The sequence below is a fragment of the Phenylobacterium sp. genome (assembly GCF_030693625.1).
Taxonomy (GTDB): domain Bacteria; phylum Pseudomonadota; class Alphaproteobacteria; order Caulobacterales; family Caulobacteraceae; genus Phenylobacterium; species Phenylobacterium ferrooxidans.
This window is the reverse complement of sequence record NZ_JAUYAF010000024.1, coordinates 102,917-117,991: the sequence shown is the minus strand read 5'-3', so window position 1 is coordinate 117,991 and position 15,075 is coordinate 102,917. Positions and strand designations below refer to the sequence as shown.

Sequence of the window (15,075 nt, the reverse complement as noted above, 5' to 3'; positions counted from 1 at the left end):
GCTCCGAAAGGCCGCCGCCAGAACCCTCGAGCAGCTCTGGTCAGCCATCGCTCAAATCATCGACGCCTTCACACCAAGGGAATGCGCGAACTACTTCGCCGCCGCTGGATACGATGCAGACTGATCGAAAAATGCTCTAGCTGCATAGCCAAAAGCGGGCGGTCCGCCATTGGCGAACCCGAAGCCGCCAAGGATCACGGCTGCGCCACAGGCGACGGCATGCGCCGTCAGGATGCGGGCCGGTCTGTCTCCAAGCCGTTTGAACAACCACAAGGTCGCACGGCTGACCAGGAACATTGCCACTAAGGCGCCGAAGACCGCCCCAATCATGTGAGCCACTGTGATGCTCCCGTTCGTTGCTGGCGTGACGATGATGCCAACATAGCCCCCTTGCCATGAGAACAAAAGGAGAATAGGAACATACGAAGAACATTCACAGGGGTGACGTTATGGTTGTTCGTTTGGCGCGGGAATCGCTGGCCTTTGTGTCGGTCGCGGGGTTTGTCTGGATGATGTGTCAGGTCGCGCAACTGGCCGCCTGAGGCTGAATTTCTGAAAGCGGAGGACGGCGTGAGCGGCGAGGGCGGACAAGACGGTTTCGTCCACTTAAGGGTCCGCTCGGCCTATTCCCTGCTGGAAGGCGCCATCAAGGCCGACGCGGTCGGCAAGCTGGCGGCAAAGGCCCATATGCCCGCCGTGGCGCTGACCGATCGGGCCAACCTGTTCGGGGCGCTCGAGTTCTCCGTCGCCACCAAGGAGACCGGCGTCCAGCCCATCGTCGGCGTCGCCCTGCCGGTGCGCGGCATCGGCGAGGGACCGCCCGAGCGCTGGGCCAAGATCCCCACCATCGTCCTGCTGGCCCAGAGCGAGCAGGGCTACCAGCACCTCTCCGAACTGTCCTCCATGGCCTATTTGGACATCGAGCCCACCGAGGAGCCGCAGGTTCCCTGGAGCGCGGTGGCGGAACGGGCCGAGGGCCTGCTGCTGCTGTCGGGCGGTGTCGACGGCCCGGTCGATCCCCTGATGGCCGCGGGCAAGACCGCCGAGGGCAAGGCGGCGCTGGCCGAAATGCACCGGGTGTTCGGCGACCACTTTTATGTCGAGCTGCAGCGCCACGGCATGGCCGCCCAGGCCGCCGCCGAGCCGGAACTGGTGGCCTACGCCTACGCGTTCGACATTCCCCTGGTGGCCACCAACGACGTCTATTTCGGCCCGGCCGAGCTCTACACGGCCCACGAGGCCCTGCTGTGCATCGCCGACGGCGCCTATATCAGCCAGGAGGACCGCCGCCGGGTCACCCCCGAGCATTGGTTCAAGCCGGCCGCCGACATGCGCAAGCTGTTCGCCGACCTGCCCGAGGCCTGCGACAACACCCTCGATATCGCCCGGCGCTGCGCCTTCATGGTCAAGAAGCGCGACCCGATCCTGCCGCGCTTCCCCACCGTCGCCGGCCGCACCGAGGCCGAGGAGCTGGCCGAACAGGCGCGCGAGGGCCTGCGCAAGCGCCTGCAGGGCCACACGCTCTCGGGGACCGAGCAGGACTACTGGGACCGGCTGGAGCGCGAGATCGGCGTTATCCAGGCCATGGGCGTCCCCGGCTACTTCCTGCTCGTGTCGGACTTCATGAAGTGGGCCGTGGCCCACGACATTCCCGTGGGGCCGGGGCGGGGCTCCGGCGCCGGCTCCCTGGTGGCCTGGTCGCTGCTGATCACCGGCCTCGATCCCCTGCGCTACGGCCTGCTGTTCGAGCGGTTCCTGAACCCCGAGCGGGTGTCCATGCCCGACTTCGACATCGACTTCTGCCAGGAGCGGCGGGAAGAGGTGATCTCCTACGTGCAGCAGCGCTATGGCCGCGACCGCGTGGCCCAGATCATCACCTTCGGCACCCTGCAGGCCCGCGCGGTGTTGCGGGACGTTGGCCGCGTGCTGCAACTCCCGCTCGGCCAGGTGGACCGCCTGGCCAAGATGGTCCCGGCGAACCCCGCCAATCCGGTGACGCTGGCCCGCGCCATCGAGATCGAACCACGCCTGCGCCAGGCCAAGGACGACGACGAGGCCGTGGCCCAGCTGCTGGAGACCGCGCTCCAGCTCGAGGGCCTCTACCGCAACGCCTCAACCCACGCCGCCGGCGTGGTGATCGGCGACAGGCCGCTCACCGAACTGACGCCGCTCTACCGCGATCCCCGCTCGGACCTGCCCGCGACCCAGTTCAACATGAAGTGGGTGGAGAGCGCGGGCCTGGTGAAGTTCGACTTCCTGGGCCTGAAGACGCTCACCGTCATCGACCGGGCCCTGAAGCACCTCGACAAGCGCGGCGCCCGCGTCGACATGGCCGAGCTGCCCCTGGACGACGCCAAGACCTACGAGCTGATGAGCGCGGCCCAGACGGTCGGCGTGTTCCAGCTGGAAGGCCAGGGGATGCGTGACACCCTGCGCCAGCTTCGCCCCGGCTCCATTGAGGACGTCACCGCCGTCGGCGCCCTGTACCGGCCTGGGCCCATGGACAACATCCCGCTGTTCATTGACTGCAAGTTCGGCCGCAAACCCGTTGATTACCTTCACCCTTCTCTGGAGGTGGTGCTGAAGGAGACCTACGGCGTCATCGTCTACCAGGAGCAGGTGATGCAGATCGCCCAGATCCTGGCGGGCTATTCGCTGGGGGAAGCCGACCTGCTTCGCCGGGCCATGGGCAAGAAGAAGAAGGAGGAGATGGACCAGCAGCGGGCGCGGTTCATTTCCGGCGCGGCCGAAAAGGGCGTTTCGGCCGAACAGTCGGGGGGCATCTTCGACCTGGTGGACAAGTTCGCGGGCTACGGCTTCAACAAGAGCCACGCGGCCGCCTACGCCCTGATTTCGTACCAAACCGGCTGGTTGAAGGCCAATGCGCCGGCGGAGTTCTTCGCGGCCTCCATGAGCCTCGACATCTCCACCACCGACAAGCTGGCGGTCTTCTACCAGGACGCCAAGAAGTTCGGGGTCAAGATCCGAGCTCCGGACGTCAACCTGTCCGCCGCCGACTTCGATGTGGAGGGCGGCGAGGTGCTCTACGCCCTGGGCGGCATCCGCAATGTGGGCCTGCAGGCCATGGAGCATGTGGTGGCCGTCCGCGCCGAGGGCGGGCCGTTCAAGGACCTGTTCGACTTCGTCGAGCGCGTCGACCCCAAGCAGGTCAACAAGCGCGCCTTCGAAACCCTCGCCCGGGCCGGCGCCTTCGATTCGCTCCACGCCAACCGCGCCCAGATCGTCGGCGCCGCCGATGTGCTGGTGGGATACGGCCAGTCGGTGGCCGCCGAGCGGGCCTCGTCGCAGGGCTCGCTGTTCGGCGGCGACCAGGTGGAGGCCCAGCGGCCGCGCCTGCCCAAGATCGACACCTGGTCCTCGACCCAGCGCCTGGATGAGGAACTGGCCGCCGTCGGCTTCTATCTCTCCGGCCACCCCATGGACGACATGGTGCCCGCCCTGCGCCGCAAGCGGGTGGACCTGCTGGCCGATGTCCTGCCCAAGGCGATCGCCGGCTCCGAGGCCTTCCGCATGGCCGGGGTTGTCCGCCGCAAGCAGGAGCGGGCCTCGGCCTCCAGCGGCGAGAAGTTCGCCTTCGTCACCTTCTCCGACCCCACCGGCGAGTTCGAGGTGCTGTTCCCGCCGGAATCCCTGCGCAACGCCCGGGAGTTGCTGGAGCCCGGCAAGTGCGTCGGCCTGCGGATCCGCGCCAAGGCCAGGGACGGGGAGGTACGGTTCTTCGGCGACGGCTGCGAGCCCATCGACCGGGCCATCGAGAACGCCGTGGCCGGCCTGCGCGTCCATATCGCCCCCCGCAGCGCCGAGATCGACGCCCTGAAGAAGCGCCTCGAGGGCTCGGCGAACAGTCGCGGCGGCGAGGTCATCCTGGTGGCGCCGGTGGAGGGCGGCCGCGAGGTGGAGGTCAAGCTGCCCGGCCGCTTCACCCTGGACAATGCGGTGCGCGGCGCCCTGAAGACGGCGCCCGGGGTGGTCTTCGTCGAGGATCTCTAGGCGATGCTGGGCCACATTTCCTTCGGCGTCGCCGATCTGGAGCGAGCGGCGACCTTCTACGACGCCGTGCTGGCCCCGCTGGGATGCGTCCGGGTCTGGTCCCACGCCAAGGGCGCGGGTTACGGCCCGCCCGGTGGCGGCGACAAGCTCGCCCTGTTTCCGCAGGAAGGCCCGGTCCTGGCGCCCGGCCCCGGCTTCCACCTGGCCTTCGACGCCCCGAGCCAGGCCGCGGTCGACGCCTTCCATGCCGCCGCCCTGGCTCTGGGTGGGGAGGATCGGGGCGCGCCCGGCCTGCGTCCTGCCTACGGCGCGTCCTACTACGCGGCCTTCGTCTCCGACCGGGATGGCTACCGCCTGGAGGCTGTCCACCAGTAGAGGCCGGCGGCTCGCGCCGCCAACCGCCCCTGGCTATTGTATTTTCTGGCGCTTGGCCCTATATCCGCGCCCATTCCACACGCAGGCGTTTGGCGGTTGGCGGGGAGACATCCCGCCGGTTTCCATTCCGGTCCTCCTTCGGGAGGGTTTGTCTGCGGAGGCTAACCGGAAAAAGAGGACCATACGACATGGCGCTTCCCGACTTCTCTATGCGTCAGCTCCTGGAAGCTGGCGCCCACTTCGGCCACCAGACCCACCGCTGGAATCCGAAGATGGACCGCTACATCTTTGGTAGCCGCTCCAACATCCACATCATCGACCTTTCGCAGTCGATCCCGCTCCTGCACCAGGCCCTGGTGAAGGTGCGTGAGGTCGCTGCCTCGGGTGGCCGCGTGCTGTTCGTCGGCACCAAGCGTCAGGCCTCCGATCCGGTCGCCACCGCCGCCAAGCGCAGCGCCCAGTACTATGTGAACCACCGTTGGTTGGGCGGCACGCTCACCAACTGGCGCACCGTCTCGGGCTCGATCTCGCGTCTGCGCGAGCTGGAAGGCCTGCTGGAAGGCGGCTCGGAAGGCCGCGCCAAGAAGGAGCTGCTGAAGCTGACGCGCGAGCGCGACAAGCTTGAGCTGTCCCTGGGCGGCATCAAGGACATGGGCGGCATTCCCGACATCATGTTCGTGATCGACACCAACAAGGAAGCGATCGCGATCCAGGAAGCCCGCAAGCTCAACATCCCGGTCATCGCCATCCTGGACACCAACTGCAATCCGGACGGCATCACCTATCCGATCCCGGGCAATGATGACGCCGCGCGCGCCATCCAGCTCTATTGCGACCTGATGGCCGACTCGGTCCTCGACGGTCTGGCCGCCGGCCAATCGGCCGCCGGTGTGGACCTGGGCGCCTCCGTGGCCCCGATCGAGCCCACCCTGGCCCGTGAGCTGACCCCGGAACCGGTCGTGACCGAAGCCGAGATGGCCGCGCCCGCCGCCGCCGCTCCGGCCCCGGTCGCTGCGGAACCGGCGCCGGCCCCGGTCGCTGCTGAACCGGCCCCGGCTGCGGCCGAACCGGAGACCACCGCGGCGGAAGCCCCGGCGGCTGAACCGACCGCGACCCAAGACTAAGTCGGAGGCACGCCCTCCGGCGAGCCGACACGAACACGACACGGCGGGGCCCTAGATGGGGTCCCGCCAACCCATTTGATCTGAAGGAGCTCACCATGGCGGAAATCACCGCTGCGCTGGTCAAGGACCTGCGCGAGAAATCCGGCGCGGGCATGATGGACTGCAAGAAGGCCTTGCAGGAAAACGGCGGCGACGTCGAAGCCTCCATCGACTGGCTGCGCACCAAGGGCCTGTCCAAGGCCGCCAAGAAGTCCGACCGCGCCGCCGCTGAAGGCCTGGTGGCCGGCAAGCTGAGCGACGACGGCAAGACCGGCGTGCTCATCGAACTGAACGCCGAGACCGACTTCGTGTCCAAGAACGACAAGTTCCAGGACGCGGCCCGCGACTGCGCCCTCGTGGCCCTGGACATCGACGGTGACGTCGAGGCCATCGCCGCGGCGAAGACCGCCAAGGGCGAGGTCGTCAGCGACGTGATCACCAACCTGATCGCGACCATCGGCGAGAACATGCGCCTGCGCCGCTCGGCCCGCCTGAGCGTCGCTCAGGGCGCCGTGGCCCTCTACCTGCACAATGCGCAGGGCGATGGCGTCGGCCGCCTCGGCGTGCTTGTCGCCCTGGAAGGCGCCGGCGACCAGGCGGTCCTGAAGGATGTGGGCCGCAGGATCGCCCTGCACGTGGCCGGCACCCCGACCCCGCCGCTGGCGCTGACCGAGGCCGACCTGGACCCCGCCGCCGTCGAGAAGGAGAAGAAGTTCCTCACCGACCAGGCGCTGGAATCGGGCAAGCCCATCGGCGTTGTCGAGAAGATGATCGAAGGCCGCATCCGCAAGTGGCAGGAAGAAGTGGTGCTGCTGAAGCAACCCTTCGTCATGAACCCGGACCTGACCATCGAGCAACTGATCGCCGACACCGCCAAGGAAACCGGCTCGCCGGTGACCGTGAAGGGCTTCGTGCGCTTCGCCCTGGGTGAAGGCGTCGAGAAGAAGGTGGACGACTTCGCCGCCGAAGTCGCCTCGATGACCGGCCAAGCCTAACTTCCAGGCTGACAAAAAGACGGCCCTGGGGCGCCGTGCGTTCGACGCGCACGGCGCCCTTGGTTTATGTAGTACCGCCTAGATTCTCGAGAGCGCCCCATGTCCGACGCCAAGCCGCGCTACAAGAAGATCCTCTTGAAGATGTCGGGCGAGGTCCTGATGGGCGACGCCCTGTTCGGTATCGACACCGCGACCATCGATGCGGTGGCTCAGGACATCAAGGAAGTGGTCGACGCCGGGGTGGAGCTCTGCCTGGTGGTGGGCGGCGGCAACATCTTCCGCGGCGTCTCCCTGGCCGGCAAGGGCATGGACCGGGCCAGCGCCGACTATATGGGCATGCTGGCCACGGTGATGAACGCGCTGGCCCTGCAGGGCGCCCTGGAAAAGGCTGGCGTGGACACGCGGGTTCAATCGGCCATCCCCATGGACGCGGTCTGCGAGCCCTATATCCGCAGGCGGGCCCAGCGCCATATCGAGAAGGGCAGGGTGGTGATCTTCGCCGCCGGCCTCGGCGCTCCGTTCTTCACCACCGACACCCCTGCGGCCCTGCGCACCGCCGAGATGGGCTGCGACGCCCTCTTCAAGGGCACCAGCGTCGATGGCGTCTACACCGCCGATCCCAAGAAGGATCCCAGCGCGCGCCGCTACGAGACCCTCAGCTACCAGGACGTGCTGGCCCAGGACCTGCGGGTCATGGACGCCTCGGCCATCGCCCTGATGCGCGACAACAACGTGCCGATCGTGGTGTTCTCCATCCGCGAGCGGGGCAACTTCATGAAGGTGCTGCAGGGCGAAGGCGTCTTCACCACCATCGCCTGACCACGCCGACAACCTTTGACTTAAGGGAGACGCACCCATGGCCGACGCAGAAAAGCCGGTGCTTTCGAGCTACCGGGACCGGATGGACAAGGCGATCGCCGCCTTGAAGGACGAGTTCGCCAGCCTGCGCACGGGCCGGGCTTCGGCAGGCCTGCTCGATCAGGTGATGGTGGAGGCCTATGGCTCGACCGTGCCGCTGAACCAGGTGGCCGCCGTCAGCGTGCCGGAGCCCCGCTCCATCACCGTCAGCGTCTGGGACAAGGGCATGGTGGTGTCGGTGGAGAAGGCGATCCGCTCGTCGGGCCTCGGCTTCAATCCCGTCAACGAAGGCACGAACCTGCGCATCCCGATCCCGCCGCTCACCGAGGAGCGCCGCAAGGACCTGGCCAAGATCGCCGGCAAGTATGCCGAGCAGCAGAAGATCGCCGTCCGCAACGTGCGTCGCGACGCCAACGACGACCTGAAGAAGGCCGAGAAGAACGGGGCCATCAACCAGGACGACCTGAAGCGCATGGAGACCGAGGTCCAGAAGATGACCGACGAGGCCATCAAGCGCGTGGACGAAGCCTTGAAAACCAAAGAGCAAGAGATCATGCAGGTTTAGTCGTCCACACTGCCCTAAAGGACGAAACGGAAAACCTGATGGCCTCCGCTCCCACAGAGCCGCCCCCCAAGGACACGCCGCTGCACGTGGCGATCGTCATGGACGGCAATGGCCGCTGGGCGAAGCGCCGGGGCCTGCCGCGCAAGCTGGGTCATCCCAAGGGCGTGGAGGCCATTCGCAAGGTGGTGGAGGCCGCTCCCGACCAGGGTGTCCGCTGGCTCACCCTCTACGCCTTCTCCACCGAGAACTGGCGCCGCCCCGCCGGCGAGGTCGCCGAGGTTATGCGGCTGCTGAAGCACTATGTGAACAGCGACCTGGAGAAGCTCACCCGTGAGGGCGTGAAGGTCCGCATTCTCGGCCGCCGAGAGGGTCTTCCCCCCGACATCGCCGAGATTGTCGAGCGCGCCGAGACCCGCACCGCTCATAACGACAAGTTCTTCCTGCAGGTGGCCTTCAACTATGGCGGCCGGGCCGACATCGTCGACGCCGCTCGCGCCCTGGTGGCCGACGCCCTGGCCGGCAAGATCGACGCCGCGGCGATCACCGACACAGTCTTCGAGGCCAGGCTCTCCACCGGCGGCCTGCCGCCTCCCGACCTGGTGGTGCGCACCAGCGGCGAACAACGCCTCTCCAACTTCCTGCTGTGGGAGTCGGCCTATTCCGAGTTCGTCTTCCCCGACGTTCTCTGGCCAGACTTCACGCCAGATCATCTGCAGGCGGCGATCGATGAGTTCCACCGGCGCGAGCGCAGGTATGGCGCCGTCGCGGACGATGTCCTTGCCGCCGGCTAAGCGTTTCAACTGGACCAATCTGGGCGTGCGGGTGGCCTCGGCCGCCGTTCTCGTGCCCACCGCCCTGGCCGCAGTCTGGTTCGACACCGGCCTGGCGGCGGGCGGCTGGCCGTTCCTGGTTCTGGTCGCCGTGGCCGTCGCCCTGCTGTCCATCGAATGGGGCGGGATGAGCGCGCCCTATGCGCCGATCCGGGTCTCCACCGCCGTCACCGTGGCGATCCTCGCCGGGGTGTTCCTGGCCCACCGCGACCACATGTGGCTGGCCTGGGGCGGGTTGCTTCTGGGCGGGGTCGCCTCGGCCCTCGTGGCGCGTGGCGTCGCAGAGCGACCGTCGGACGCCGCCTTCGGGGTCTTCTATATCGGCATCGCCTGCATCTGCCTGATCTGGCTGCGCGCCATGCCCCAGGGGCAGTGGTGGACCCTGATGCTGTTCGCCATAACCTGGACCGCCGACATCGCCGCCTTCGCCGTTGGCAGCGCCCTGAAGGGCCCCAAGCTCTGGCCGCGGTTCTCGCCCAACAAGACCTGGTCGGGCTTCGTGGGGGGGCTGGTGTTCGCCATGGCCGTGGGCGCGCTCATGACCATCATCCCGGCCTTCGAACTCAACATGGCCGCCGGCGCCCTGGTGGGGCTGCTGGGCGGGCTGGCCACCATGGCCGGCGATCTCTGGGAATCGGCTCTGAAGCGCCGCTTCGGGGTGAAGGACTCCGGCAACCTCATTCCCGGCCATGGCGGCCTGCTGGACCGGGTCGATGGCCTGCTGTTCGCGGTCGTGATCATCGCCGCCGCGCGCCTGGTGAACCACCTGGGATGGGGGCATTGAGCCTTCCGCGCCGCCTCAGCGTCCTGGGCTGCACCGGCTCGGTGGGCGTCTCCACCCTCGACCTCATCGAGAAGTCGGGGGCCGAGGTCGAGATGATCGCCCTGACCGCGGGCCGCAATGTCGAACGCCTCGCCGAACAGGCCCGCCGGTGGCGGCCGAAGCTGGCGGTGATCGAGGACGAGACCAAGCTTGCCGAACTGCGTGATCGCCTGGCCGGCACGGGCGTCGCCACCGCCGCCGGACCCAGCGCCGTGGTCGAGGCCGCGGCCATGGACGCCCAGTGGGTGATGTCGGCCATCGTGGGCTTCGCGGGTCTCGGGCCCACCCTGGCGGCGGCGCGGTCCGGCGCCATCGTGGCCCTGGCCAACAAGGAGAGCCTGGTCTGTTCCGGGCCGCAACTGCTGCGCATCGCCAAGCTGGCGGGCGGGGTGGTGATCCCGGTGGATTCCGAGCACTCGGCGATCTTCCAGGTCTTCGACCCGATGGTCGCCCAGCATGTCTCGCGGCTGGTCCTGACCGCGTCGGGCGGACCATTCCGGGGCTGGACGCGGGAACAGATGCGGCTGGCCAGTGTCGAACAGGCCGTGGCCCACCCGATGTGGGACATGGGGGTCAAGATCTCCATCGACTCGGCCACCATGATGAACAAGGGCCTGGAGATGGTGGAGGCGGCCTATCTGTTCGCCATGCCGGCCGAGCGTGTCGACGTCATCGTCCATCCGCAGTCCATCATCCATTCGATGGTGGAATATGTGGACGGCTCGACCCTGGCTCAGCTGGGAACGCCCGACATGCGCACTCCGATCGCCTGCGCCCTGGCCTGGCCCGACCGTCTGCCCTGGCCCGCGCCCAAGCTGGATCTCGCCCAGGTCGGACAGCTCACCTTCGAGGCGCCCGACTACGAACGATTCCCCGCCCTGCAGATCGCCAAGGACGCGCTCGCGGCCGGCGGCGCGGCCCCGGCGGTGATGAATGCGGCCAATGAGGTCGCGGTGGCCGCTTTCCTTGACCGCCGCATAGGCTTTCTCGATATTGCCGCAATCGTAGCCGACACACTCGAATGTGTTGAGGCCAAAGGCCTCGCGGGGGAACCCAACAGCGATGTTCTTGAGAGTGCGAAGGCGACAGATGCGATGGCGCGTCGCGTTGCGTGCGATGTCGTCGCCGGGCTCAGTCCGGCGTCGTAGGGAGTAGCCTCGCCATGCTTTCATTTCTTCAGACGGCTCTGATTTACATCGTGCCCTTCATCTTGGTGCTGACCCTTGTGGTCACCATCCATGAGCTGGGGCACTTCTGGGCGGCGAAGAGTTTCGGCGTCGCCATCGACCGGTTCTCCATCGGGTTTGGCAAGGCCATCGCGTCCTGGACCGACAAGTCGGGGGTGCAGTGGCGGATCGGCTGGGCGCCGGTCGGCGGCTATGTCGCCTTTGCCGGCGACGACAACGCCGCCAGCGTGCCCGACCAGGACGACCTGGAGACCCTGCGCCAGTCCATCGTGGCCCGCGAAGGGGAGGGGGCGCTCTCCCGCTATTTCCACTTCAAGCCGATCTGGCAGCGGGCGGTGATCGCCGCCGCGGGCCCGATGGCCAACTTTGTCCTCGCCGTCATCCTGTTCGCCACCCTGGTCTTCGCCCTCGGAGAACACCTCCTGCCGGCCAAGGTGGCCTCCGTGGCCGCCGGCAGTCCCGCCGCCCAGGCGGGATTCCGCGCCGGCGACCTCATCGCCGAGGCGAACGGCCGTCCGGTCAAGAGCTTCATGGACCTGGCCGAGGTGGCCCAGCTTCGGGTGAACCTGCCCACGGTGTTCGTGGTGCGCCGCGGAACCGATGAGGTGTCGCTGACCGCCACCTCCAAGCTGCAGATGCGCTCCGACGGTCTCGGCGGCGAACGTCTCCAGGGCACCCTGGGGATCGTGCCCGCTCAGGCGCGCGAGGACTATGTGCATGTCCGCTACAATCCCATCGAAGCCGTCGGCAAGGGTATCGAACGGACGTGGCGCGTGCTCAGCACCACGGTCTACTACCTTGGCCGCATGGTCACGGGTCAGGTCTCCGCCGACCAGCTGAGCGGGCCCCTGGGCATCGCCCGGGTCTCGGGCCAGGTCGCGCAGACCGGGGCCCTGGGAGCGCCCGACCTCGGATCACAGGTTCTCGGCGCCGGCGTCGCCCTGCTGGGTCTCGCCGCCGTGCTGTCGGTGGGCATCGGCTTCATGAATCTGCTGCCGGTGCCTGTGCTGGACGGTGGCCACCTGCTGTTCTACGCCTACGAAGCTGTGGCCCGCAGGCCTCTGGCGGCCAAGGTTCAGGCCGCGGGTTATCGTGTGGGCCTTGCGCTGTTGCTGGGATTGATGTTGTTCGCGACCTGGAACGATCTGCAGCAACTGCGTGTGTTCAAAATCCTCGGCGGTCTGCTTTCCTGACCCCCCCCATTTCCGTTGACGGCAGAAACGATGCAAAGAACCCGCGCCCACCGCGCCGCGCTCGCCTCCGGTCTCGCCCTGCTTCTGGGCTCGACCGCGATCACCCTGCCGAGTCTCGCCTTCGCCCAGGCCGCTGAGCAAGGCGGCGTCGTGCAGCGTATCATTGTTCAGGGCAATGAACGTATCGAGCAGTCGACCGTGCTCTCCTATCTGCCGATCCAGGCCGGTGAGGCCGCCGACCCCGCCAAGCTCGACCTGGCGCTGAAGGCGCTGTTCCGCACAGACCTGTTCTCGGATGTGAAGATCAACCTGCTGAACGGGGACCTGACCATCACGGTCGTGGAGAACCCGATCGTCAACAAGGTGGTCTTCGAGGGCAATTCCGGCCTGAAGGAAGACAAGCTGCGCGACGAGGTCACCGTGCGTCCGCGCGGCATCTTCACCCGCGCCAAGGTCCAGGCCGATGTGCAGCGCATTGTCGAGCTGTATCGCCGCTCGGGGCGGATCTCCGCCACGGTGTCGCCGAAGATCGTCGAGCTGCCCCAGAAACGCGTCGACCTGATCTTCGAAATCGACGAAGGGCCCAAGAGCGGCGTGCTGCGGGTCAACTTCCTGGGCAACCAGGAATTCTCCGACAACGACCTGCGCGACGTCGTCGTGACCGAGCAGACCAGCTGGTACAAGTTCTTCTCCTCGAACGCCAACTACGACCCTGATCGGCTCGAGTACGACAAGGAACAGCTGCGCAAGCACTACCGTAACCGCGGCTTCTACGACTTCCGCGTGATCTCGGCCGTGGCCGAACTGTCCACCGATAAGAATGGCTTTGTCATCACCTATACCCTTGACGAGGGCCCGGAATACAAGTTCGGCAAGATCTCCGTGGAGACCGAACTACAGAAGCTGGACAAGAACCTGCTGCTGCAGCTGGTGCCGATCCGCTCGGGCGAGCTCTATCGCGACGAGATCATCGAGAGCGCCACCGACTCCCTGACCTTCGCCGCCGGCGCCGCGGGCTTCGCCTCGGTGGACGTCCGGCCGCGCTATGTGGCCAACAGGGAAACCAAGACCGTCGACGTGGTCTTCCAGGTCCGTGAAGGTCCGCGCGTCTATGTCGAGCGCATCGACATCGTCGGCAACAGCCAGACCCTCGACTACGTCATCCGCCGGGAATTGAACCTGGTGGAGGGCGACGCCTACAACCGCGCCCTGGTGGACCGGTCGAAGAACAACATCCGCGCCCTTGGCTTCTTCAAGGACGTCAACATCACCGAAATCCCGGGATCCGCGCCGGACCGCACGACCCTGCAGGTGCAGGTTGAGGAGCAGCCCACCGGGGAGCTCTCGTTCAGCGCCGGCTATTCGTCGGTCGACCAGCTCGTCCTGGATCTCGGTGTCACCCAGCGCAACTTCCGGGGCCGCGGCCAGGATGTGCGGGCCCGGATTTCCGTGGGCTCCCTGCGCCAGCAGGTGGACTTCTCCTTCACTGAGCCGCGCTTCCTGGGTCGCAATCTGCGGGCCGGGGTGGACATCTACTCCTACCGCTACGACCTGACCGACTACTCGGCCTATCAGACCAGCACGCTGGGCATGAACCTGCGCGCCGGGTTCCCGCTGACCCTGAACTCGTCGATGACCACGCGCTACGTGCTGCGGCAGGACGAGGTGGACATTGACGACACCTACTGCGATCCGACCTCGCCGATCGTCTCCCTGTCGCTCTGCGCCCAGCGCGGAGCGTTCCTGACCTCTCTCGTGGGCTATGGCCTGCGCCTGGATCGCCGGAACAATCCGATCAATCCGACCCGCGGCTTCTACGCCGATATCAGCCAGGACCTGGCCGGCGTCGGCGGCGATGTGAACTACATCAAGACCGACATCGACGGCGGCTGGTACCACGGCTTCAACAAGAACTTCATCCTCAGCGTCACTGGCCAGGCGGGCTATATCGCCGGCTGGAGCGGCGACACGATCCGCATCAACGACCGCTCCTACAAGGGCGGCAACAGCTTCCGCGGCTTCGAGACGGCGGGTCTTGGCCCGCGGGACACCAACTTCGCCCGCAGTGACGCCTTGGGTGGTCGCGCCTACGCCATCGGTTCGGTGGAGCTGACCATTCCGACCTTCGTGCCCGAGCAGTACGGGATCAAGGCCGCCCTGTTCACCGACTTCGGCACCGTCGGCCTGCTGGATGACGTGGACAAGGAATATCAGCCCGGCTCGATCAATCCGGTCACAAACCTTCCCTATCCTGCCGGGACGCGCGATCCGCTGATCTTCGACGACCTGTCGTTGCGCGCCACGGCCGGTCTCTCGGTGTTCTGGAAGTCTCCGATGGGTCCCATCCGTTTCGACTTCAGCCAAGTTTTGGCCAAAGAAGACTACGACAAGACCGAAACCTTCCGTTTCTCCACTTCAACGAAGTTCTGACCCCCATGACGATCAAAAACCTAGTCGCGGCGACCTGCGTCGCCGCGCTCTCGCTCAGCGCCAGCTCCTCGGCCTTCGCCCAGGCGGCCGCGCCGACCATCACTCACGGTCCCGCCCTTCCAGGGGTCTGCGTCATGTCGATCCAGGGCGTCATCTCCAGCTCAACGGTGGGCAAGCACGTCCAGACCCGCATGCAGCAGATCCTGGCCCAAGTTGAGGCCGAGCTGAAGGCCGAGGAAGCCGCCCTGCAGAGGGACGGCCAAGCTCTGGAGAGCCAGAAGGCCACGTTGGACCAGGGAACCTTCGACACCCGTGCGGCCGGCCTGCAGGTGCGGCTGAATGCCTACAAGCGCAAGTCGCAGCAGCGGGACAATGAGCTTGACCGCACGCAGCAGAAGGCCCTTGGCCGCGTCGGCCAGGAAATGGAGCCGATCATGCGTCAGGTCTACCAGCAGCGTCAGTGCAGCGTCCTGCTGCGCGCCGAGTCCGTGCTGGTCGCCAATCCGGCCATGGACATCAGCCCGGCGATCCTCACCGGCCTCAACGCCAAGATCACTCAGTTCGCCTTTGAGCGCGAACGGCTGGACCAACCGGCCGCCGCCCCGCAAGCTGCGGCTCCCGCCCGCAAATAGAACGACTCGGGCT

13 protein-coding genes and 1 pseudogene are annotated in these 15,075 nt (G+C 66.9%); all 14 read left to right on the top strand.

What is annotated here, in order from left to right; genetic code table 11:
- Positions 1-124: pseudogene (locus tag Q8N10_RS05460) on the top strand (IS630 family transposase); the annotation flags it as partial.
- A 325-nt stretch (positions 125-449) separates the two neighbouring features.
- Positions 450-542 carry a cell division inhibitor SidA gene (gene sidA / locus Q8N10_RS21010; RefSeq protein ID WP_215340377.1) on the top strand — a complete coding sequence of 31 codons (93 nt, stop codon included), beginning with the start codon at positions 450-452 and terminating at the stop codon, positions 540-542.
- A gap of 28 nt (positions 543-570) precedes the next feature.
- A complete protein-coding gene (dnaE, locus tag Q8N10_RS05455; RefSeq protein WP_305663873.1) occupies positions 571-4,011 on the top strand; it encodes a DNA polymerase III subunit alpha in 3,441 nt (1,146 codons plus the stop codon).
- A 3-nt stretch (positions 4,012-4,014) separates the two neighbouring features.
- Complete coding sequence (locus Q8N10_RS05450) at positions 4,015-4,386, top strand: VOC family protein (RefSeq protein WP_304777176.1); 372 nt, start codon at positions 4,015-4,017, stop codon at positions 4,384-4,386.
- Positions 4,387-4,574: 188 nt separating this feature from the next.
- Positions 4,575-5,510: a 30S ribosomal protein S2 gene (gene rpsB / locus Q8N10_RS05445; protein ID WP_304777175.1), complete on the top strand. Its 936-nt coding sequence runs from the start codon at positions 4,575-4,577 to the stop codon at positions 5,508-5,510.
- 95 nt (positions 5,511-5,605) lie between these two features.
- Entirely contained in the window at positions 5,606-6,544 is a 939-nt protein-coding gene (gene tsf, locus Q8N10_RS05440; RefSeq protein ID WP_304713587.1) for a translation elongation factor Ts, read from the top strand.
- Between the two features lie 99 nt (positions 6,545-6,643).
- A complete protein-coding gene (pyrH, locus tag Q8N10_RS05435) occupies positions 6,644-7,363 on the top strand; it encodes a UMP kinase (RefSeq protein WP_293493187.1) in 720 nt (239 codons plus the stop codon).
- A gap of 37 nt (positions 7,364-7,400) precedes the next feature.
- Positions 7,401-7,967: a ribosome recycling factor gene (frr, locus tag Q8N10_RS05430; protein WP_304713588.1), complete on the top strand. Its 567-nt coding sequence runs from the start codon at positions 7,401-7,403 to the stop codon at positions 7,965-7,967.
- A gap of 38 nt (positions 7,968-8,005) precedes the next feature.
- Positions 8,006-8,758, top strand: a complete 753-nt coding sequence (locus Q8N10_RS05425) for an isoprenyl transferase (RefSeq protein ID WP_304777174.1) — start codon at positions 8,006-8,008, stop codon at positions 8,756-8,758.
- A complete protein-coding gene (locus Q8N10_RS05420; RefSeq protein WP_304777173.1) occupies positions 8,739-9,581 on the top strand; it encodes a phosphatidate cytidylyltransferase in 843 nt (280 codons plus the stop codon). Before Q8N10_RS05425 ends, Q8N10_RS05420 begins: the two co-directional genes overlap by 20 nt.
- The gene (dxr, locus tag Q8N10_RS05415; protein ID WP_304777172.1) at positions 9,569-10,768 is read left to right on the top strand and encodes a 1-deoxy-D-xylulose-5-phosphate reductoisomerase; all 1,200 of its coding nucleotides are present in this window, start codon (positions 9,569-9,571) and stop codon (positions 10,766-10,768) included. The genes Q8N10_RS05420 and dxr overlap by 13 nt, the downstream gene beginning before the upstream one ends.
- Before the next feature lie 14 nt (positions 10,769-10,782).
- Positions 10,783-12,000, top strand: a complete 1,218-nt coding sequence (locus Q8N10_RS05410) for an RIP metalloprotease (protein ID WP_304777171.1) — start codon at positions 10,783-10,785, stop codon at positions 11,998-12,000.
- A 30-nt stretch (positions 12,001-12,030) separates the two neighbouring features.
- The gene (gene bamA, locus Q8N10_RS05405; RefSeq protein WP_304777170.1) at positions 12,031-14,430 is read left to right on the top strand and encodes an outer membrane protein assembly factor BamA; all 2,400 of its coding nucleotides are present in this window, start codon (positions 12,031-12,033) and stop codon (positions 14,428-14,430) included.
- Between the two features lie 5 nt (positions 14,431-14,435).
- On the top strand, positions 14,436-15,062 hold the full coding sequence (locus tag Q8N10_RS05400; RefSeq protein WP_304777169.1) for an OmpH family outer membrane protein: 627 nt from the start codon (positions 14,436-14,438) through the stop codon (positions 15,060-15,062).
- The last annotated feature ends 13 nt before the right edge of the window (positions 15,063-15,075 follow it).

What these genes read in the sequence shown, in the direction of transcription:
- sidA (WP_215340377.1), top strand. Translation starts at nt 450, where the DNA reads ATGGTTGTTCGTTTGGCGCGGGAATCGCTGGCCTTTGTGTCGGTCGCG.
- Q8N10_RS05450 (WP_304777176.1), top strand. Translation starts at nt 4,015, where the DNA reads ATGCTGGGCCACATTTCCTTCGGCGTCGCCGATCTGGAGCGAGCGGCG.
- rpsB (WP_304777175.1), top strand. Translation starts at nt 4,575, where the DNA reads ATGGCGCTTCCCGACTTCTCTATGCGTCAGCTCCTGGAAGCTGGCGCC.
- tsf (WP_304713587.1), top strand. Translation starts at nt 5,606, where the DNA reads ATGGCGGAAATCACCGCTGCGCTGGTCAAGGACCTGCGCGAGAAATCC.
- pyrH (WP_293493187.1), top strand. Translation starts at nt 6,644, where the DNA reads ATGTCCGACGCCAAGCCGCGCTACAAGAAGATCCTCTTGAAGATGTCG.
- frr (WP_304713588.1), top strand. Translation starts at nt 7,401, where the DNA reads ATGGCCGACGCAGAAAAGCCGGTGCTTTCGAGCTACCGGGACCGGATG.
- Q8N10_RS05425 (WP_304777174.1), top strand. Translation starts at nt 8,006, where the DNA reads ATGGCCTCCGCTCCCACAGAGCCGCCCCCCAAGGACACGCCGCTGCAC.
- Q8N10_RS05420 (WP_304777173.1), top strand. Translation starts at nt 8,739, where the DNA reads ATGTCCTTGCCGCCGGCTAAGCGTTTCAACTGGACCAATCTGGGCGTG.
- dxr (WP_304777172.1), top strand. Translation starts at nt 9,569, where the DNA reads ATGGGGGCATTGAGCCTTCCGCGCCGCCTCAGCGTCCTGGGCTGCACC.
- Q8N10_RS05410 (WP_304777171.1), top strand. Translation starts at nt 10,783, where the DNA reads ATGCTTTCATTTCTTCAGACGGCTCTGATTTACATCGTGCCCTTCATC.
- bamA (WP_304777170.1), top strand. Translation starts at nt 12,031, where the DNA reads ATGCAAAGAACCCGCGCCCACCGCGCCGCGCTCGCCTCCGGTCTCGCC.
- Q8N10_RS05400 (WP_304777169.1), top strand. Translation starts at nt 14,436, where the DNA reads ATGACGATCAAAAACCTAGTCGCGGCGACCTGCGTCGCCGCGCTCTCG.